The following is a 20218-nucleotide window of genomic DNA, read 5'->3' as shown; positions in this document are numbered from 1 at the left end:
TTAAATATAAGTTCTATTACTAAATACGATTTTCAGAGATAGAATAAAGAAAGTAAGAGAGTAAGAAAACTAATCAGATACTCAGCAGTGAAACTCTTCTTGTTTTTAGCTACCTCTTCAGGAGTACCAAAGGCTATTACTTCGCCACCTGCCTTTCCTCCATCGTGCCCTATATCTATGATATAGTCTACTTTTCTGATAACATCGAGGTTGTGCTCTATCACTAAAACAGTATTGCCCTTATCTACCAAACGGTCGAGTACTTCGAGGAGTACCTTTACATCGTCAAAATGGAGTCCTGTGGTGGGTTCATCTAATATATAAAAAGTATTGCCCGTGTCTATTTTAGAAAGTTCTGTAGCTAACTTCACCCGTTGGGCTTCTCCTCCTGAAAGTGTAGTAGATTGTTGTCCTAAAGTGATGTAGCCTAAACCTACCTCTTCAATAGTTTTTAGTTTGCGGTATATTTTAGGGATAGGTTCAAAGAATTTTACTGCCTCACTTATAGTCATATCCAGCACATCGGCAATAGATTTCCCTTTGTATCGCACTTCAAGGGTCTCGCGGTTGAAGCGTTTTCCTTTACAAGTTTCGCAGGGCACATAGACATCGGGGAGGAAGTTCATTTCAATCACCTTTAAGCCTGAGCCTTCACAGGTTTCACATCTACCGCCTTTCACGTTGAAACTAAATCTACCTGGTTTATAGCCACGTATTTGCGCTTCGGGTACTTGGGTGAAAAGGTTGCGTATTTCACTGAAAACACCTGTGTAGGTAGCAGGATTTGAACGAGGTGTACGCCCAATAGGTGATTGATCGATATCGATTACCTTATCAATATGTTCTAAGCCCTCAATGCTTTTATAAGGCATCGGTTTTTTTACGCCATTAAAGAAGTGAGCGTTTAAGATAGGATACAGTGTCTCGTTAATAAGTGTTGATTTGCCACTTCCCGATACACCTGTTACCCCTATCATTACCCCTAAAGGGAATTTTACGGTTATGTTCTTCAAGTTGTTGCCCGTACAGCCTTTTAAGATAATTTCTTTGCCATTGCCTTTGCGCCTTTGGGTAGGTATTTCAATCTTCTTTCTCCCACTCATATAGTCGGCGGTGATGGTATTTGCTTTTAGCAACTCTTTAGGCGTTCCTTGAAAGATGATATCCCCTCCATTTACGCCCGCTTTAGGTCCTATATCCACTACATAATCGGCTTCTTGTATCATTTCTTCATCGTGTTCTACCACAATTACTGAGTTGCCAATATCTCTGAGCGATTTCAGCGAGTTGATAAGCCTTTTGTTATCTCGCTGATGCAAACCAATGCTAGGTTCATCAAGTATATAGAGTACCCCTGTGAGTTGAGAACCTATCTGCGTTGCCAGTCTGATACGCTGAGCTTCTCCTCCAGATAACGATTTAGAACTTCGGTTAAGGGCTAAATAAGTAAGCCCTACATCTATGAGGAATTGGAGTCGGGTGGTAATTTCTTTGATAATTTCTTCTGCTATTTTGCGCTGTTTGGTAGAGAGATGCTCAGGTAGAGATTTGAACCACGCCAATAAATCTGTAATATCTAAGGCAGATAGTTCAGCTATATTTTTATCAGCTATTTTAAAGTAAAGCGCCTCTTTGCGCAAGCGAGTGCCGTGACATTCCTCACAAGGAATAGTATCCATAAACTCTTCAGCCCAGCGCTTGATAGCTGCCATATCGGCATTTTCGTGCTGGCTTTTGATGAAGTTGATGATACCTTCGAAATCAATTTCAAAATTGCGCGTAATGCCTAATACATCCGATTTGATAGCGTATTTATCTTTACCACCATAGAGAATAATATCCATCGCTTCTTTAGGAAGTGCCTCAATAGGGTCGGAGAGTTTATGACCGAACTTTTGTACAATGAGCTCTAATTGTTTGAATATCCAAGTGTTCTTTTGCTCTCCTACTGCTGTAATCCCTCCGTTCTTGATAGAGATAGAAGGGTCGGGGATAATCTTGGAGAGGTTGATTTCTTGTACTTCACCCAACCCATTGCAGTGCGGACACATTCCTTTGGGAGAGTTAAACGAGAAAGTATTAGGTTCAGGAAGAGGATATGAAATGCCCGAAGAAGGACACATCAAGTGTCTGCTGAAATAGTGAGCTTTTTTTTGGTCGTGTTCTAAAACCATTAGCACATCGTCGCCGTAGTTCATTGCAATTTTGATACTTTCTTGTAGGCGTTTTTGGGTATCGTCAGTATCATCAATTAGCATACGGTCGATCACGATTTCAATATCGTGTGTTTTGTAACGGTCAAGCTTCATACCTTTTTCGATATCACGAATTTCGCCATCGGTACGTACCTTTACAAAGCCTTGTTTAGCAATCTGCTCAAAAAGCTCGCGGTAATGTCCTTTTCTCGATTGTACCACAGGAGCTAATAGGTTAATGCGTTTGCCTTTGTATTCCTTGGTAATGAGTTCCTGAATTTGGCTATCGGTATAACTTACCATCTTTTCGCCCGTTACGTAGCTATAAGCATCGGAAGCACGGGCAAATAGCAGGCGCAAGAAGTCGTAGATTTCGGTGATTGTACCCACTGTAGAGCGCGGTGATTTGGAGGTAGTTTTCTGTTCGATAGCGATTACAGGCGAGAGTCCGTCGATTTTATCTACATCGGGGCGCTCTAATCCCCCGAGAAATTGGCGAGCATAAGCCGAGAAAGTCTCGATATAACGGCGTTGTCCTTCGGCATAGATAGTATCGAATGCCAATGAGGACTTGCCACTACCAGAAAGCCCTGTGAAGACTACAAGCTTTTCGCGAGGTATGGAAAGGTCTATATTTTTGAGGTTATGCACCCTTGCGCCTTGAACTTCAAGTACATCAGTGGGAGCTACATTATTCGTTTTCTTTTTCATTTAGTGACTATTATAGAGGCTACCATAAGTAGCCTATGATTAAATAATTAGGTGATACTAATCTTTCTATGCATCTAATAACTGCATTACTTTTAAGGCTTGATACACAGTATTGATTCCTTCAAAAATAAGGAGCAAACGCAACCCGTTACGGGTTTCTTTCTCTTGCATACGACACTTGTTAGGGTAACGTTGTACAAAGAGTAGCACCTTTTGAAAACGCTCACTTTGGTAAAATGGACTGTTTTGGTCGGAGATAAAATAGCCTGTCATCTTACCGTTTTTCATCACGAGCTTTTCAATTCCCATACGAGTAGCTATCCATTTCACTCGCACGCTGTTGAGCAAGTCGATAGCTTGGGGAGGAAGTTTGCCAAAACGGTCGGTAAGATTGCGTTGGTACTGCTGTAAAGCTTCCTCATTGGGTAAATTACTCAGTTCGTTATAAAGATTGAGCCGTTCTGCCACTCTATTGACATAGGTATCAGGAAAAAGCAATTCAAAATCGGTGTCTATTTGAGTATCGGTGAGGTAAGTTTTATCTTCTTCGGCAGTGTGATATAGTTCTGAGAACTCATTTTCTTTGAGCTCTACTATAGCTTCTTGCAATATTTTCTGATAAGTTTCGAAGCCTAACTCATTGATAAATCCACTTTGTTCCCCGCCTAAGAGGTCTCCAGCTCCACGAATTTCTAAATCCTTCATAGCAATATTTAACCCGCTTCCTAAATCAGAGAACTGAGCTATAGCTTCAATACGCTTGCGGGCATCATCACTCATCGCTACCAACGGAGGGGTGATGAAGTAACAAAATGCTTTTTTATTACTTCTACCTACACGTCCACGCATTTGGTGTAAATCGGATAAGCCGAAATTATGTGCATTATTGATAAAGATGGTATTAGCATTGGGTACATCTAAACCATTTTCAATGATAGTAGTAGCTACTAATATATCGTAAGCACCATTCATAAAGGCTAACATTGTTTCTTCTAATTTTTTTCCGTCCATTTGTCCGTGACCAATGGCTATACGCGCATCGGGTAATAGGCGTTGAATCATACCTGCTACTTCCTGAATATTCTCTACACGGTTGTGCATAAAGAACACTTGTCCGCCTCGCTGAATTTCATAACGAATACCATCGCGTATTATCTCTTCGCTGAAAGGTACTACCTGAGAATCGATAGGGTAGCGGTTAGGGGGTGGTGTATTGATTACTGATAGGTCGCGGGCTGCCATTAAGCTGAATTGTAAGGTTCGGGGGATAGGTGTAGCAGTGAGGGTGAGCACATCGAGGTTTTCTTTGAGAGTTTTGAGCTTATCCTTCACGCCTACACCAAACTTTTGCTCTTCGTCTACTATCAGTAGACCTAAATCTTTATAAGCAACCTTTTCGCCTACTATCTGATGAGTTCCGATGATGATATCTAATTGACCATTTGCCAGTTCTTCTAAGATGATTTTCTTTTCCTTAGCTGTGCGGAATCGGTTGAGATAATCGATGCGTACAGGGAAGTCTTTCATACGCTGGCTAAAGGTTTGAAAGTGCTGAAAAGCGAGTACCGTAGTAGGTACCAATACCGCTACCTGCTTGCCGTTGTCTACCGCTTTGAAAGCAGCGCGAATAGCTACTTCGGTTTTTCCAAATCCAACATCGCCACAGACCAACCTGTCCATAGGTTTTGGGCTCTCCATATCAGCTTTTACATCGGCAGTAGCTTTGCTTTGGTCGGGTGTATCTTCATATAGGAAAGAGGCTTCTAGTTCGTTCTGCATATAGCTGTCGTGAGAGTATGCATACCCTTTAGATTCCTTGCGTTTAGCATACAACTGAATTAAGTTGAAGGCTATTTCCTTCACTCTTGTTTTTGTCTTCTGCTTGAGCGCCTTCCAGGCTCCAGAACCTAATTTGTATATCTTGGGTGGCTTGCCGTCCTTACCGTTGTATTTAGTGATTTTATGTAGGGCGTGAATGCTTACGAATAGGACATCGCGGTCGCCGTAAATCAGTTTGATTGCCTCTTGTTGCTTGCCTTCAACCTCTATCTTCTGTAATCCAGCAAACTTACCAATACCGTGGTCGATATGGGTTACATAGTCGCCTACTTCTAATTGCATTAACTCTTTGAGCGTAATTGCTTGCTTTTTAGCATATCCGTTCTTCAGCTGGAATTTGTAGTAACGCTCAAATATTTGATGGTCAGTAAAGACATTCAGCTTGTGCTCATTATCTATAAAGCCTGCGTGTAGAGAAATTAGTAGTGTTTGGTAATGCACTTTTTGTTCCATCTCCTCAAAGATGTCGTGGAAGCGTTTGGCTTGTTGCTCACTGCCACAGAGGATATAGTTTTGGTATCCCTCAGTGTGTTTATCGTTTAAATAACTGATAAGTAGCTCGAATTGCTTGTTGAATGAGGGCTGTGGTGTAGTGCGGAAAACAATCTCTTTTTCACCTTTGGAGAAAGATGAGGGAAGATTTATATTTATTTGCTGAAATCTCCCCATTTGGTTTAATAAATCTTCTGATTGACAATATAGCACATCGGGTGTACTGCGTTTTACTTCATTAGAGAGTTTTTCGTAAATGTCAGTAGCTTTAGTGAAGAGCTTGTCGATTTTTGCTCCAAAAGTAGATGTTTCCTTAGATATTAAAAGAGTCTGTTCGCTGATATACTCTAAAAATGATTGACGTACCTCATTACCTTCTTTGTTTTCGACGTTAGGGATAATGGTAATCTTAGAAAGCTGTGTTGTTGAGAGCTGTGTTTCGACATCGAAGGTGCGAATACTCTCTACTTCATTGCCAAAGAATTCAATGCGGTAAGGTTCGTTATTTGAGAAAGAAAAAACATCAACAATCCCCCCGCGTACTGAAAACTCGCCAGGTTCGGTTACAAAGTCAGTACGATTGAAATTATAGGAGAAAAGCACTTCGTTCAAGAGTTCAATGGTTAGTTGGTCTCCTTTGCTAATCTTTAAGGTATTTTGCTCTAATTGCTTACGAGTGATAACTTTCTCGAAGAGCGCTTCGGGGTAGGAGACTACTATCAGTGGTTGCCCACTATTGCTCAGCTGATTGAGTACTTCAGCACGTAGTAACACGTTGGCATTATCGGTATCTTCAATTTGATACGGGCGACGATAGCTATCAGGAAAGAAAAGTACTTGTTCGCCTACTAAGGTTTCTAAGTCATTTAACAAATAGGCACTTTCTTCTTTGTCGGGCAATAGCACCAATAGCGGACGTTTGGTATTAGTATAAACATTAGCTATGAGTAAGGACAGAGAAGCCCCTGCCAAACCATTGGCAACGATACTATGATGTGCTTTAATTTCAGTTAATAAACTTTTATAAGTACTATTTTCTGCGAATAATTGTAATAACTCTTTCACAAATAGGGATTATGATTACAAAGTGCAAAGGTACGCATAAATTAGGAATTAACAACTAATTCATTACAGTTGTTATAAGCTATTTTTTGCATATACAAAAGTTCTTCCAAAACCTTATTGATATCTTTTGCAGGGAAAGGCAATGCGATAAGGAGCTCATTGGGAGTTATAGGTTTGGACTTCAATAAATTCCAAACTGCTTCTTTAACCTCTTTTTTATCAACTTTTGGAGGAGGTAGTTTGGCAATACAATTTGAACATACTCCACAAGGCTTTTCGGATTTTTCACCGAAGTATTCTAAGAGCTGAATGTTGCGACAAATATCCTCATTTTGAAGATAGCGGAATACTGCTTCTTGCAAACTTAGCTTGGTGTGATTGTACTCTTTTAAGTTTTTAGAAATACTATTGATAGTGCGGTCATCATCACGAGGCACATTAAAGATAATTTGAATATCAGAAGCTTCGTTTTTTAAGATAGCCATTCCATCGTTGTGTAAATGTTCTAAATTCTTGATGATATCACGATAGTCGAGTTCTGTGAGTTCAGTGATTTTTTCCATCTCCAAAGTTATAGGCTGACTGTAGATAAGAGGGTAAGACCTTATGAGATAGATAACAAGATTTTTTAGATAACGATGCGTTTGTAAATAAGTAATAAGCTGAGGGGCAGGTGCTGTAATATGCAAAGTAACCTTTTTGTAAAATTGCTGGCTGAGCGAAATAATAGACATTCGGTCTAACACCTGCAAACCATTATAGGACTTTATGGGCGATAGCTGATAACGCTTCCAGAAGTCGGGGAAGAAGAAACTGAATACCCCTTCTTGTCCTTCACCTATTGCTATTTGAAAATAAGCATTAAGTTTCGCATAAAGTAGCTTGAGAAAAGGAATGTCTACCAAGTAATCTTTTAGCAGTTTATTAGCATTTTCAACGTCGATTTTACCATAGAATAGGATAGCTTCGGCTGGATTACCATCGCGACCTGCGCGTCCAGCCTCTTGAAAATAGTCCTCTAAGGTTTGAGGTATATCCCAATGAATTACGAAGCGCACATCAGGTTTGTCTATCCCCATTCCGAAAGCATTGGTAGCTGCCATTACACGCACATCGTTGAGCAACCACATACTGAGCTTTTTATTCTTTTCTTCGGCAGGAAGACCTCCGTGAAAATAGGCTGCTGAGATACCGTGATTCTGCAATAGTTCAGCCAATTGTATGCAACCATTTCTGCTACGCAAGTATACGATAGCACTCCCTTCGGTCTTTTTTAACAGTTGTAGTAACTTGTGCCATTTATCGGAAACCTTATACACTTTGTAAGCGATATTAGGGCGTGCTAAAGAAGTACTGATAATAGTAGCATTTTCTATACCTAAATGATGTAAGATATCTTGCTGTACTTGATGCGTTGCCGAAGCTGTGAGTGCCAATAATGAGACGTTAGGAAATTCTTCTTTCAGCCATTTACACTGTAAATAAGCAGGACGAAAATCTTTACCCCAATGTGATACACAATGTGCTTCGTCTATCACTATTAAGTTAATAGACATTGCTTTGAGATAAGAGCGCACCAATTCCTGTTGCAGACGTTCAGGGGACAGGTATAAGAATTTATATTGCCCATAGAGAGCATTGTTTAGCAAGCGTTCCAACTCAGAGTAGGGGAGACCTCCCGATAACGATAGTGCACGTATTTCTCTATTTTTAAGTGCCTCTACTTGGTCTGTCATTAGGGCTACTAAGGGAGAAACAACTATGCAGATGCCTTCTTTCATCATAGCAGGCACTTGAAAAGTAATAGACTTTCCTCCACCCGTAGGTAATAAGGCTAAGGTATCTTTTCCGGATAATACCGAGTTGATAACAGCTTCTTGAGAGTTGCGAAAACCGTCGTACCCCCAATACTTTTTGAGTATGTACAGAGGTTCATTCTCCATAAATACTACTGCTTATAACCTTTGTATGCTGGACGCACCAATTGAGGAAAATCAATAAACGGATTACGGTTACCTTGTGCCTTTTCAATCACATTGTTACGCTGACGTTCAAGGTCAGAAACGGGATCTTCGTCATTCCATTTTAGGAGCATTTCAACACCTCCGGTACTAATTTCATTATTTAAAGGTTCGTGATAGCGTAAGTTTAAATACAATACCATTCGCGCTACATCGCCTTTCCATTCATCACCAGGATACCACGTTTTATTACTAAGTTTAGCATTGCCCTTTCCTTCAGTAAATGGATAGTTTCCTCTGCGAGAATTGACACTCTTATCACATACTCTTAGGTGATGTAAGTCTCCTTTGGCATTATTTTCTATTTTAGACTGAGGGTAGATATGCTCTGTATTAAAAGTAGTGGGACTATATCCTTTATTACCTTCGTATTCCTTCCAGAAACGTTCTTCTCCTGTATAAACCAGTACAACATTTTGGGGATTTTTAAGGCTTGCATCGGCTTTATAAAGATATTTATGGCGCTCACCATAACCTAATTGATTTTTATGCTTACTAATAGTAAGAACTGCTAAATCATCATACAAAGCTGTCCCCGTTTTAGTGAAATCAAACCCTTTATAGTAAGTTTTTAACTCCTCGGGTACTGTAATCTTTACAGGAGGGATGGGCTCCTCAGTAGTGGGAGTAGTGGTGGTAGGAGGGTTAGGAGCAGGAGGTACAGCAGGGAGAGGTTGTGCTTGGTCATCATTCTTGCAAGCTAACAAGAGCATTACGAATAATAAAACATAAATTCTTTTCATATGTATTTAATTTTTAGTTATTTGTTTACACGAAAAAGCTAACTTTAGCATTAGTAGCGTTTTTCAATAGTACATTCTCATCTTGATGTGTAATATCAGTACAGAAAACAGACTGTTGCATTATACTTCTTTATTTCTTATTTTCATTAAATGATAGTGCAAAGGTACGAAGTAATTATTAAATAAGCAAATATTGATTAATGGTTAATGGTTAATGGTTAATGGTGAAATTAAGAAGGCTTATAGGATTAACGAACAATGAGTGGGTCTACAGTAGGTCTACAGTGGGTCTACAGTGGCTCTACAGTGGGTCTACAGTGGGTCTACAGTGGCTCTACAATGACTGAAAAGGGAATAAAAGACAGTGCAAGTTGCACGAACAGATAGGGAAAAGACGAATGAGAAGCCCCCGAACCCCCGAAGGGGGACAAGCCTTAAAGAGAAATAGGTAAAGGCTATCAGTCTGAAAAACAAGACTTATTCGAAGATAGAGGGAAGTTAAAGCAAGCTTAAGAAAAACAAAAGACGGTGTGAGTCGCACGAACAGATGAAGAATGAACGAAGAAAGAGCAATACTAAATCAAAGATAAGGTAAATCTAAGAGAGAGATAAAAAGAAGGTTATTAGTGGATTTCAACTTTTCCAAAGATTTGAAACTTTAGCAAAGTTTATACAAATGACAGTACGAGCCACACGGATAGATAGGGGAAAGACAAAGAAAAATTAAGAATAAGAGGGGGACAAAGTGGAAATGAAAGAAAAAAAGAACGCATTTTGCGAATTTAATTCTCAATGGTATGTTGTTAATTGTTAATTAATCATTATCTTTGCCCCCAAAATAAGTACGTATATACGATTTGTTATAAAACAGACTCTTTAGATAAAATACATTTTTCATATATGAAATACAAACGAATTTTACTAAAACTCAGCGGGGAAGCCCTTATGGGAAGTCGCCAGTACGGTATTGACCCCGCGCGTTTAAAAGAATACGCTGCCGAAATTAAGGAGGTAGTGAACCAAGGCGTGCAAGTGGCCATAGTAATTGGCGGGGGAAATATCTTCCGCGGGGTAGCTGGTGCCAGCAATGGTATGGATAGAGTGCAAGGCGACTATATGGGTATGCTAGCTACCGTTATCAACTCGCTTGCCCTACAAAGTGCCTTAGAAGACGAAGGACTTTTTAGCCGTTTGCAAACAGCTATCAAGATGGAAGCTATAGCTGAGCCTTTTATCAAACGGCGTGCAGTACGCCACTTAGAAAAAGGACGCGTAGTGATTTTTGGAGCGGGAACGGGTAATCCTTACTTTACGACCGATTCGGCAGCGGTACTTCGCGCTATCGAAATTAATGCTGATGTAATCCTTAAAGGTACTCGTGTAGATGGTATCTACAATGCCGACCCTGAAAAAGACCCTAATGCGGTGAAGTTCGACCATATCTCTTTTAATGAGTGTATTGATAAAAACCTTAAAGTGATGGATATGACGGCTTTTACCCTTAGCCAAGAAAACCATTTGCCTATCATCGTATTCGATATGAACAAAAAGGGCAACCTCGCTAAAGTAGTAGCAGGCGAAAACGTAGGAACGACGGTTAATGATTAATGGTTAATGATTAATGGTTATATTGCGATGCTTTTTTAACAATTGAAGACTAACAACTAACAAATAATTAAAAACAATATACAATGAACGAAGAAATTAATATTATCTTAGAAACTACAAGCGAAGCGATGCAAGAGGCATTGCAACACTTAGATAAGGCTTTAGCCAATATCCGCGCTGGCAAGGCGAGTCCGCAAATGGTAAGTAGTGTAATGGTGGACTACTACGGTGCGCAAACACCTCTTAGTCAGGTAGCCAATGTATCAGCTCCCGACTCGCGTACTATCTCTATTCAACCTTGGGAAAAGAAAATGATTCAGCCTATTGAGAAAGCTATCCAAATAGCTAATTTGGGCTTTAACCCAATGAACAATGGCGAAATGGTGATTATTACCGTACCACCACTTACCGAAGAACGCCGTAGAGAGCTCGTGAAACAAGCCAAAGGTGAAGGTGAAGACGCTAAAATAAGTGTGCGTAACGCCCGCCAAGACGCTAATAAAGAGATTAAAAAGGTAGAAGCTTCGGATGATGTGAAGAAAGAAGCTGAAGAACGTGTGCAAAAGCTCACCGACAAATACATCAAGAAAGTAGAAGAAGTATTAGCTGTAAAAGAAGCTGAGATCCTAAAAGTATGACAAACAACGAACAAGTAAAGGATTTAGTGAATCGCCTGGGTGCGTTAAGGAGGTATCTTTGACGTAGATGCCAAACGCATTGAAATAAGCAACGAAGAAGAAAAGACTTTTGCACCTGATTTTTGGGATAATGCCAAAGAAGCTGAGAAAGTGATGCGCGAGCTTCGCACTAAAAAGAAATGGGTGGAAGACTATGAGGAAGCCGAAAATCTTACCTCGGATATAGAAGTACTACTTGACTTTTTTAAAGAAGGCGAAGCTACGGCGGAGGATGTAGACCACCAATACACCCAAGCCTTACACGCTATTGAAGCATTGGAGTTCCGCAATATGCTTTCGGACGAGGGCGATACGATGAGTGCGGTATTGCAAATTACGGCAGGTGCAGGTGGTACTGAAAGCTGTGACTGGGCATCGATGCTACTACGTATGTACACGATGTGGTGCAATAACCAAAAATATAAGGTAAAAACACTCAACTTCCAAGAAGGCGATGTGGCAGGAGTAAAAACGGTTACTATAGAGATTGAAGGCGAATACGCTTTTGGTTACCTAAAAGGTGAAAATGGCGTACACCGCTTGGTACGCATCTCACCTTTTGATAGTAATGCTAAACGCCATACTTCTTTTGCCTCGGTATACGTGTACCCTTTGGTAGATGATACTATTGAAATAGACATTAATCCCGCTGATATTACCTTTGAGACGATGCGCTCCAGTGGTGCTGGCGGGCAGAATGTAAACAAAGTAGAGACAGCTGTGCGTTTGCGTCACCACCCTACGGGTATCATTATTGAGAATTCCGAAACCCGCAGTCAGTTGGATAATAAGAACAAGGCGTTGCAACTACTCAAATCGCAGTTGTATGAGATAGAGCTCAAAAAACGTCAAGCCAAGCGCGATGAGATAGAAGCAGGAAAGATGAAGATAGAATGGGGCTCACAAATACGCAACTATGTAATGCACCCCTACAAACTTGTGAAAGACGTACGCACCAATTACGAATCTACTGATGTAGATAGCGTAATGAACGGTGAATTAGATGAGTTTCTCAAAGCCTACCTAATGCTTATGGGTACGAGCCGTACGGGCGATTTGTAATGGTTAATAATTAATGGTTAGTGGTTAATACTTTTGGAATATGGGGGTAATGAATGATAATAAAATAGTAGTTTATCAGGTGCTTACAAGGCTTTTTGGCAATACTAATACCACTAATAAACCTTGGGGGACGATAGAAGAGAACGGTGTAGGTAAGTTTGCTGATTTTACTACAAAAGCTCTTGAAGAACTCAAAGCATTAGGTGTAACACATATTTGGTTTACGGGGGTGTTACACCACGCCCTTACTACCGACTATACGGCTTATGGTATCAGCAACGACTTTCCCGCAGTGGTAAAAGGTCGTGCGGGTTCGCCTTATGCTATTAAGGATTACTACACTGTAAACCCCGACCTTGCCGATGACCCTACACAACGCTTGGAGGAATGGGAAGCCCTTATCGCCCGTACCCACCAATGCGGATTGAAAGTAATAATGGACATAGTGCCTAACCACGTGGCGCGTCGGTATGAGAGTATAGCCAAGCCGGAAGGCACACGCGGTTTTGGCGAAGACGATGATACCACCGTACAATATGCGGTAAATAACAATTTCTATTACAATCCTAATGAAGCTTTTCAGTTGCCTGAGGGTATTTATGGTGAGTATCACGAGTTTCCTGCCAAATGGACGGGTAATGGCGCACGCGCTTCTAAACCCGACCGCAATGACTGGTATGAAACGGTAAAACTCAACTACGGGGTACGCCCCGACGGCACTAAGGATTTTGCTGAACTACCTGCAAGCTTTGAGAATGAAGATACTGAAGCGCATTACCACTTTTGGGCTGATAAAACAGTACCCGACACTTGGAGAAAATTTAAAGATATAGCCTTGTATTGGCTCGGGAAAGGAGTAGACGGCTTCCGTTATGATATGGCTGAAATGGTGCCGGTAGAGTTCTGGAGTTATCTCAATTCGGCTATCAAGCACCAAAATCCAAAGGCATTTTTATTGGCTGAAGTGTACAATCCTAATGAATATCGTCCTTATCTGCATTTAGGCAAGATGGACTATCTATACGACAAAGTGCAACTTTACGACACTTTGCGCAATATTGTGACTCACGGACACAGCACTGATGCTATTGTGGCTATACAAAGCAATCTTGCTGATATTGCACATCGTATGTTACACTTCTTGGAAAACCACGACGAACAGCGCATAGCCTCGCCTGAGTTTGCGGGATATGCTGAAAAAGCTAAACCAGCGATGACAGTCTCTACGTTTATTAACGAGTCGCCGGTGATGCTGTATTTTGGTCAAGAAGTAGGGGAGAAAGCAGCGGAAGTAGCAGGATTTGGTAGTCCGTCGCGTACGTCTATTTTTGATTATATAGGTGTTCCTGCACACCAACGCTGGGTGAATAATAAGCGCTTTGACGGCGGTCAGTTATCAGAGGCAGAACGTTCTTTACGCAATTTCTACCAGCGATTGCTCAACTTAAAAGTGAATGGGGCTTATATTGATTTGCACCAATACAATCGGCAGCATACTGAGTATTACAACGATAGGGTGTACAGTTTTGCAAGAGGCAATGAGGACGAACAGTGGGTGATTGTGAGCAACTTTAGTGAGCACGACTACTTTGGTTTTGACTTGCAGTTGCCAGCTTACTTGTTGGGTAGTTGGTTCTTAAACGATGGTACTTATACGCTTATCGATGCTCTTTACAATGAAAAACACACTACCTTACAGATTGCAAATGGCAAAGGAAGATTGCGAGTAGATATAGCGCCTTTGGAGTCTTTAATATTCAAAATTAGCAAATTAGTAGATTCGTAAATTATGAACATTCATTTTATAGTAGCTCCCAGTACGCATTTGCGTCCGTTAATGGCTGAGCTACACAAAAGACATCATATCACTACACTCCCCGAAGAGATGACGGCTACAATTGATTACGTGGTGGTAGACCCACATCTTTCTCATACACACCCAGACTTATTACAAGCGCAACACTTAGGACTTAATATTCTATCGCCTACCTCTTTTCTATACGAATACTTTAAACACAAAACTCGTGTAGTGATTACAGGTAACAAGGGAAGAAAAGAAGTATTGGCAAAGGTGCTTCACACTATGAGTTTTTGTAATCAACCAGTGAGCTACTACTTTGAAAGTCCTATCGAAGGGAAGCAAGTGCATTTTGCTGATACCGAATTTGTGCTTATAGAAAGCAATGAAGAGGAGGCTATGTTGCACCCCACAGTAGCTCTTATCAGTGATATAATAGAAGAAAATAAAGATATTTATAAACAATTTATAGAGGGGATAACCAAAGGAGGAATACTCATTTACAATGAAGAAGACCTGCTATTAAATGAGTTAGTAGGGAATAATGAGAGTCCTATTCGCAAGATGGAGTATGGTACCCCTGCGTTTGAAACTCATAATGGTGAGACTTACCTCATTACCCCCGAAGGCGAATTGCCCTTAGGTGAAACAAATGCTGAACAGTTGGGCTATATAGAAGCAGCCAAATGGGTATGCCAGAATATGGGCATAGACGAAGCCGACTTTTATGAGGCAATGGCAAGTATTTAATAAGATAATAATTAAAAATTTAGATATATGAAGTTTTATTTTTCACTCATAGTTTTAGCTTTAAGCTTTTTTACAGCTTGTAATTCGAGTAATCAAATAAGTAAAGATGAGGTATCTAACCTTATTGCTGATTATTTAGAAGAGAACCCTTTATATGAGACAGGGAAATTTAATACCAATAAGCAGAAGTTAGACAGTACTAAAGACAAAGATTTGTTAATTACTATACAGGAATTAGCAGATGAAGGGCTTATTGATATTAATAATGAGAAAAGTAGGAAGAGATGGTTTTCAAAAGATAGCGTATATATAATCTCTCCTACTCTTACTAAAGAAGCACTTCCTTACCTTGTGAAACAGAACAAGAACAGTGCTAATGTTAAAACAATCATTTATAAATTAAATGATAAAGGGATTACTATTGAAAAGAACTCAGAAAAGGTGGTTATTTGTAATGTAGTATTAGATAAAGAGAAAACACCTTTTTACAATTTTGGTAAAGACCCGTATCCTAATACAACCTTTATTACTCAGAAGTTTAAGTTGAAATACAATGAGAAAAATGGCTGGAAGATTATAAAGAAATAAACTTATGAAAAACGTAACTATACTTGGTCTGGCACAAGCATTATTAAGCCTTATATCTGGGGTTTTAATATCCAAAATGTCGTTTATAGGGAAAATAGGTATAAGTACAATGTACCGTGAGTATACCATTTTCAAAACTTGGTGGAAAACGGCTCTTTTATTATTGGTAATACAGTTAGTACTTATTGCTGTATTACAACTGTTTAAAGCAAAAGTAAGCGTATCGTTTAGTAGATTATTAGCCTTTTTACTTATTGTTTTAGGGGGAATAGGAGCTTACTTTACTTATATTGACTTCACAACTACTTCACATAAAATGATGAAGTTAAGCTTTCATTTAGGGTTTTATCTGTTTTGGGTAGGGTGGTTTATCACTTGTTTTTATTATTTGTTGTTCAAGAAGAAGAAAAAAGAGGATAATATTCAGCAAGATATCTTATTTGCCGATACAGAAGCGGGAAAAGATATTTCCTAAGACCTCATCATTGCTTACAGCTCCTGTAATAGTACCTAAATGATAAAGAGCTTCGCGGATATCGATAGCTAATAGGTCACCTGAAAGTTGTAATTGTAATCCTTGTTCTATTCTTTCAATACTTTGTAAGGTATTGTGTAGAGCTTCGTAGTGGCGAATATTAGTAATAATAGTTGCTTTACCTGTATTATTAAGACTTTGAGCATAGTGAGAGAGAAAATCTTTAAGGGCTAAAATATTGTTTCCTTCTTTAGCTGATATTCTCAGTAGTGTATCGGTATAACCTTTCAAAGATTGTAAAATCTCATTATCAAAAGGAGTTATATTACTTTCTGTAGATAAGTCAGTTTTGTTGTGTAATAGTACAAATTTAGTTCCTTCGCGGTAATTTTCTTTTACAAAAGAGATAATCTCTTGGGCAGAACTATCTTTTACATCGAATAAGTAGAGCACAATAGAGGCTTTTTCTATCTTTTCTTTAGCTTTTTGTACACCTATAGCTTCGATTTGGTCTTGAGTATCACGAATTCCTGCGGTATCAATAAAACGAAAAGCAATGCCTCCTATATGAAGCGTTTCTTCAATAGTATCGCGGGTAGTACCTGCAATATCCGATACAATAGCGCGTTCTTCGTTCAGAAGGGCATTTAATAAAGTAGATTTGCCTGCATTAGGCTTGCCTACAATAGCCACAGGAATACCATTTTTTAGTACATTACCTACGGAAAATGATTGTAAGAGAGATAAAACAGTGGTTTTAATAGTGCTTAAAAGCGCTTTAAACTGAGTTCTATCGGCGAACTCTACATCTTCTTCCGAAAAGTCTAATTCAAGTTCTATTAATGAGGTAAAGTTTAATAATTCTTGTCGTAATCCTTCTATCTCAGAAGTAAAACCACCTCGCATTTGCTGTAATGCTACCTGATGAGAAGCCTTACTATCGGAGGCAATCAAATCGGCAACGGCTTCCGCTTGATTGAGCGCTAATTTACCATTGAGAAAAGCACGTTTGGTAAACTCCCCAGCATCGGCTAAACGAGCTCCTTTTGCCAAGCACAGCTTGATAACTTCTTCTACGATATAATTACTTCCGTGACACGAAAACTCAACTACGGGCTCACCTGTATAAGATTTAGTTCCTTTGAAAATAGTAGCCAAACACTCGTCGATTACTTGGTCTTTACTTTCGAGAGTTCCTAAATGAACTGTATGTGACGGAGCTTCAAGTAAAGATTTTCCAGTATAAGGTTTGAATACCGAGTCGGCAATGGCTATGGCTTCTTTTCCCGATAGGCGAATTACAGCAATAGCACCGACCCCTGAAGCAGTTGCCAAAGCTACAATCGTATCATTTATATATAACGAATTATCTCTCTTCATTCTATGTTATTGAAAATTGGTGCAAATGTAGTGATTTTTTCATTACTATCAATCTACTAATTTTCAAAAACCTCAAAGCGATTATCTTCATAAAAGAAAATAATTCGTTTAATACGCTTATCAGTGGGTAATGGTAAAGCTTTTGTCTCTACTTGCTTTTCTTTTATTGCAGCAGAAGGTGGAGCAGGAGTAGGGGCTTGCATTTCTATTTCGGGAATATCACTGAAAAGGTCAGGTTGTTGCGTTTTTTTAGCACTGGCAAGCTCTTTATCTTCTTTACGAGGGAAACTTCCTTTTCCTTGTGTAATCCAATACATATCTACTTCAGGAAATTTTTCGATGAGCTTTAGGATAAAATCCAAGCTCGGTTTGTTGCGTTCTGATAAGAGATGAGAAACCCCTGAACGCTGAATCTCTAAGCTATCAGCAAAGGCTGCAGCATTTAAGCCGTAATAATCCATCACTTGTTGTAAGCGAATGGCAAAGTCTGATGTGTTTAACATTGTAACGTTTACTTATTTTTCTAAGAATGCACAAATGTAAATCAATATTTTGAGATATACAAGTATAAACAAAGATATTTTTCAGCATATTAAAGTATTTATTTACAATTACAATGTAAATTATTCGTTAATAGTATTATACAAAACTACTATAAAAATAATCTATAGGTATAATCATTATGAAAATGGTATTTCAGAATAGAAAGAAAAGCCTTTTTATAAAGCATAATAATCGTTGATTAGTATATTTAGTATTGTTTATAGTTTTACAATTGTAAATGCTAAGTGATACAAATGTAACGCTTAAATATAAGAAAACTTTTACTTTATTAGAGGTTGTACTTTAATGAATATTTATTACTTTTGCTTTTAAATATTAATATACAGATGAAAAAACAGCTTTCTGGGCGTTATATCACTTATCCGATGATAGCCCCACTTTTAAATAAATACCCTTTTGAGGAGGTAATATCCTTAGGTACTTCAGTTAAAGGGACACCTATTGACCTGTACAGAGTAGGAAAAGGTCGTAAAAAGATACTTATGTGGTCGCAAATGCACGGTAATGAATCAACTACTACCAAAGCGCTTTTTGATGTTTTAAACGAGCTTAAAACAGCTGATTTCTTATCGGAATTAAGTGTTTATTGCATTCCTATGCTTAATCCCGACGGTGCTGAGATGTTCACACGTGTAAATCACAACGGCGTAGACCTTAACCGTGATGCCGATGAACTTACACAACCTGAGAGTAAGTGTTTACGAAAAGCCTATGAACTTGTACAGCCCGATTATTGCTTTAATCTGCACGACCAACGCACTATTTTCAGTGTAGGACAGACACCTTTGCCAGCTACAGTTTCTTTCTTAGCACCTGCTTATAATGAAGAGCGCAGTATTAATGAAGTACGCCAGAAGGCAATGGAAGTGATTGTAGTAATGAATAACACTTTACAGCACCATATACCTAATCAGGTAGCGCGTTTTGACGATAGTTTTAATATCAATTGTACGGGAGATAAGTATACACAATTAGGTACGCCCACTATTCTTTTTGAAGCAGGGCACTTTTCTGATGATTACAATCGTGAACAAACGAGAGTATATATTGCTATGGCTATATTTAGAGCTCTACAATATATAGCCACTTGTGATGTTACAAATGTGAATTACAAGGATTACTTCAGTATACCTGAAAACGATAAATGTTTTTACGATATTATTTTAAGAGACGGCACTCACTGTGGTAATGATGTAGGTGTTCTTTATAAGGAAGTTTTGGAGAATGAACAAATCTCGTTTGTGCCTTATATTGCTGAGATAGGTGATTTATCTAAAAAATACGGACATAAAGAAGATGTTTTATCGAAGTTTATAAGTTCAGCTATTGATAAAGATTATATTAAAAATCACTTGGATTTATCGACATTGAAAATAGATTAATGGTGAATGGTTAATGATTAAAGGTTAATTAGATGGGGCTTATAAGAAACTTATAGGATAGACGAACAATGAGTGGGTCTACAGTGGGTCTACAGTGGGTCTACAACGAACAAAAGACGAACGATGAACGAAGGAACAACGAACCTAAGTAGAAGGAAAGTTGAAGCTAAGGCAGAGATAAAAAAAAGGTTATAGGTAGACTTCAACTTAAAAAGTACGTTGCAATTTGGAATATACAAAAAAACATTGTTACTTTGCGCTTTTAAAAAAAAGAACTCATAAACTTAATGTAGATGGCAAAATATAGATTAGATGAAATGGATCTTAAGATATTGGATATTCTTATAGAAGATGCACGAAAACCCTATATAGATGTTGCTAAGGCACTTGATATATCGTCGGGGACAGTGAATGTACGGATAAGAAAAATGGAAGAATTGGGGATTATAAAAAGTTCTGCCATTTCATTAGATTACGAGAGAATGGGATATACTTTTATTGCTTATGTGGGTATCTTTTTGGAGCGCAATCATCAAGCTGAGTATGTTTTGGAACAATTAGAGGCTATCCCGTTTGTAACAGAGGCACACATTACTTCGGGGAAATATAATCTGTTTTGTAAAATTAGGACAAAGGGGGTGAAACACGCTAAGGAAGTTATTTATATGATAGACGACATTCAAGGTGTGTCGCGCTCAGAGACAATGATATCGATGGAAGAGGCTTTTAACGATAAGAGTCGTTTGCTTCATAAGGCTTTCCGAGAATTAGATTTATATGATTTTTTAACTACTAAATAAGAACTTTTTAAAAGGGCTATCTGAATGAAAAATCGGGTAGCTCTTTTTGTTTATACAGAAAATTGAGT

At 38.9% G+C, this 20218-nt stretch carries 15 protein-coding genes; 9 read left to right on the top strand and 6 right to left on the bottom strand.

Annotation, left to right across the window (positions count from 1 at the left end):
- Positions 1–32 precede the first annotated feature (32 nt).
- From uvrA to C3V44_RS02640, 4 genes are all read right to left on the bottom strand, one after another.
- Complete coding sequence (gene uvrA / locus C3V44_RS02655) at positions 33–2906, bottom strand: excinuclease ABC subunit UvrA (RefSeq protein WP_106095435.1); 2874 nt, start codon at positions 2904–2906, stop codon at positions 33–35.
- A 66-nt stretch (positions 2907–2972) separates the two neighbouring features.
- Entirely contained in the window at positions 2973–6302 is a 3330-nt protein-coding gene (mfd, locus tag C3V44_RS02650) for a transcription-repair coupling factor (protein WP_106095434.1), read from the bottom strand.
- Between the two features lie 41 nt (positions 6303–6343).
- Positions 6344–8245 carry an ATP-dependent DNA helicase RecQ gene (locus tag C3V44_RS02645; protein ID WP_106095433.1) on the bottom strand — a complete coding sequence of 634 codons (1902 nt, stop codon included), beginning with the start codon at positions 8243–8245 and terminating at the stop codon, positions 6344–6346.
- Positions 8246–8250: 5 nt separating this feature from the next.
- Positions 8251–9066, bottom strand: a complete 816-nt coding sequence (locus C3V44_RS02640; RefSeq protein WP_106095432.1) for an endonuclease I family protein — start codon at positions 9064–9066, stop codon at positions 8251–8253.
- Between the two features lie 900 nt (positions 9067–9966).
- On the opposite strand from C3V44_RS02640, the gene pyrH reads away from it, so the two are divergent.
- The 7 genes from pyrH to C3V44_RS02605 all read left to right on the top strand — a co-directional run bounded on the left by pyrH (position 9967) and on the right by C3V44_RS02605 (position 16024).
- Complete coding sequence (gene pyrH / locus C3V44_RS02635; protein WP_002671891.1) at positions 9967–10674, top strand: UMP kinase; 708 nt, start codon at positions 9967–9969, stop codon at positions 10672–10674.
- A gap of 83 nt (positions 10675–10757) precedes the next feature.
- Positions 10758–11312, top strand: coding sequence for a ribosome recycling factor (gene frr / locus C3V44_RS02630; protein WP_009750469.1), 555 nt, complete (start codon positions 10758–10760; stop codon positions 11310–11312).
- Positions 11309–12413, top strand: a protein-coding gene (gene prfB, locus C3V44_RS02625) for a peptide chain release factor 2 (protein ID WP_015782918.1) whose coding sequence is annotated in 2 segments (ribosomal slippage) — positions 11309–11368 and positions 11370–12413 — 1104 coding nt in all. Because the reading frame shifts where the segments join, the coding sequence is not laid out codon by codon here. Before frr ends, prfB begins: the two co-directional genes overlap by 4 nt.
- 40 nt (positions 12414–12453) lie before the next feature.
- Positions 12454–14199 carry an alpha-amylase family glycosyl hydrolase gene (locus tag C3V44_RS02620; RefSeq protein ID WP_106095430.1) on the top strand — a complete coding sequence of 582 codons (1746 nt, stop codon included), beginning with the start codon at positions 12454–12456 and terminating at the stop codon, positions 14197–14199.
- A gap of 3 nt (positions 14200–14202) precedes the next feature.
- Positions 14203–14961 (top strand): Mur ligase, encoded by a 759-nt coding sequence (locus C3V44_RS02615; protein ID WP_106095429.1) that lies wholly within the window; start codon positions 14203–14205, stop codon positions 14959–14961.
- A 27-nt stretch (positions 14962–14988) separates the two neighbouring features.
- The gene (locus C3V44_RS02610; protein ID WP_106095428.1) at positions 14989–15549 is read left to right on the top strand and encodes a hypothetical protein; all 561 of its coding nucleotides are present in this window, start codon (positions 14989–14991) and stop codon (positions 15547–15549) included.
- A gap of 4 nt (positions 15550–15553) precedes the next feature.
- Complete coding sequence (locus C3V44_RS02605) at positions 15554–16024, top strand: hypothetical protein (RefSeq protein ID WP_106095427.1); 471 nt, start codon at positions 15554–15556, stop codon at positions 16022–16024.
- Here the strand turns inward: C3V44_RS02605 and mnmE are convergent.
- Complete coding sequence (gene mnmE / locus C3V44_RS02600; protein ID WP_106095426.1) at positions 15986–17404, bottom strand: tRNA uridine-5-carboxymethylaminomethyl(34) synthesis GTPase MnmE; 1419 nt, start codon at positions 17402–17404, stop codon at positions 15986–15988. The genes C3V44_RS02605 and mnmE overlap by 39 nt on opposite strands.
- Positions 17405–17460: 56 nt before the next feature.
- Positions 17461–17907: a helix-turn-helix transcriptional regulator gene (locus C3V44_RS02595; protein WP_106095425.1), complete on the bottom strand. Its 447-nt coding sequence runs from the start codon at positions 17905–17907 to the stop codon at positions 17461–17463.
- A 387-nt stretch (positions 17908–18294) separates the two neighbouring features.
- On the opposite strand from C3V44_RS02595, the gene C3V44_RS02590 reads away from it, so the two are divergent.
- Positions 18295–19350, top strand: a complete 1056-nt coding sequence (locus tag C3V44_RS02590) for a M14 metallopeptidase family protein (protein ID WP_106095424.1) — start codon at positions 18295–18297, stop codon at positions 19348–19350.
- Between the two features lie 293 nt (positions 19351–19643).
- Entirely contained in the window at positions 19644–20150 is a 507-nt protein-coding gene (locus tag C3V44_RS02585; protein WP_009420604.1) for an Lrp/AsnC family transcriptional regulator, read from the top strand.
- Positions 20151–20218 lie beyond the last annotated feature (68 nt).

Origin of the sequence: Capnocytophaga sp. oral taxon 864, assembly GCF_002998835.1 — a bacterium.
In the GTDB taxonomy this organism is placed as follows: domain Bacteria; phylum Bacteroidota; class Bacteroidia; order Flavobacteriales; family Flavobacteriaceae; genus Capnocytophaga; species Capnocytophaga ochracea.
This window is presented reverse-complemented; position numbering and strand designations above follow the sequence as displayed.

Coding starts and splice junctions, on each gene's coding strand:
- C3V44_RS02610 (WP_106095428.1), top strand. CDS start 14,989: ATGAAGTTTTATTTTTCACTCATAGTTTTAGCTTTAAGCTTTTTTACA.
- C3V44_RS02605 (WP_106095427.1), top strand. CDS start 15,554: ATGAAAAACGTAACTATACTTGGTCTGGCACAAGCATTATTAAGCCTT.
- C3V44_RS02585 (WP_009420604.1), top strand. CDS start 19,644: ATGGCAAAATATAGATTAGATGAAATGGATCTTAAGATATTGGATATT.
- C3V44_RS02645 (WP_106095433.1), bottom strand. CDS start 8,245: ATGGAGAATGAACCTCTGTACATACTCAAAAAGTATTGGGGGTACGAC.
- uvrA (WP_106095435.1), bottom strand. CDS start 2,906: ATGAAAAAGAAAACGAATAATGTAGCTCCCACTGATGTACTTGAAGTT.
- C3V44_RS02590 (WP_106095424.1), top strand. CDS start 18,295: ATGAAAAAACAGCTTTCTGGGCGTTATATCACTTATCCGATGATAGCC.
- frr (WP_009750469.1), top strand. CDS start 10,758: ATGAACGAAGAAATTAATATTATCTTAGAAACTACAAGCGAAGCGATG.
- C3V44_RS02595 (WP_106095425.1), bottom strand. CDS start 17,907: ATGTTAAACACATCAGACTTTGCCATTCGCTTACAACAAGTGATGGAT.
- C3V44_RS02640 (WP_106095432.1), bottom strand. CDS start 9,066: ATGAAAAGAATTTATGTTTTATTATTCGTAATGCTCTTGTTAGCTTGC.
- pyrH (WP_002671891.1), top strand. CDS start 9,967: ATGAAATACAAACGAATTTTACTAAAACTCAGCGGGGAAGCCCTTATG.
- C3V44_RS02615 (WP_106095429.1), top strand. CDS start 14,203: ATGAACATTCATTTTATAGTAGCTCCCAGTACGCATTTGCGTCCGTTA.
- C3V44_RS02620 (WP_106095430.1), top strand. CDS start 12,454: ATGGGGGTAATGAATGATAATAAAATAGTAGTTTATCAGGTGCTTACA.
- mnmE (WP_106095426.1), bottom strand. CDS start 17,404: ATGAAGAGAGATAATTCGTTATATATAAATGATACGATTGTAGCTTTG.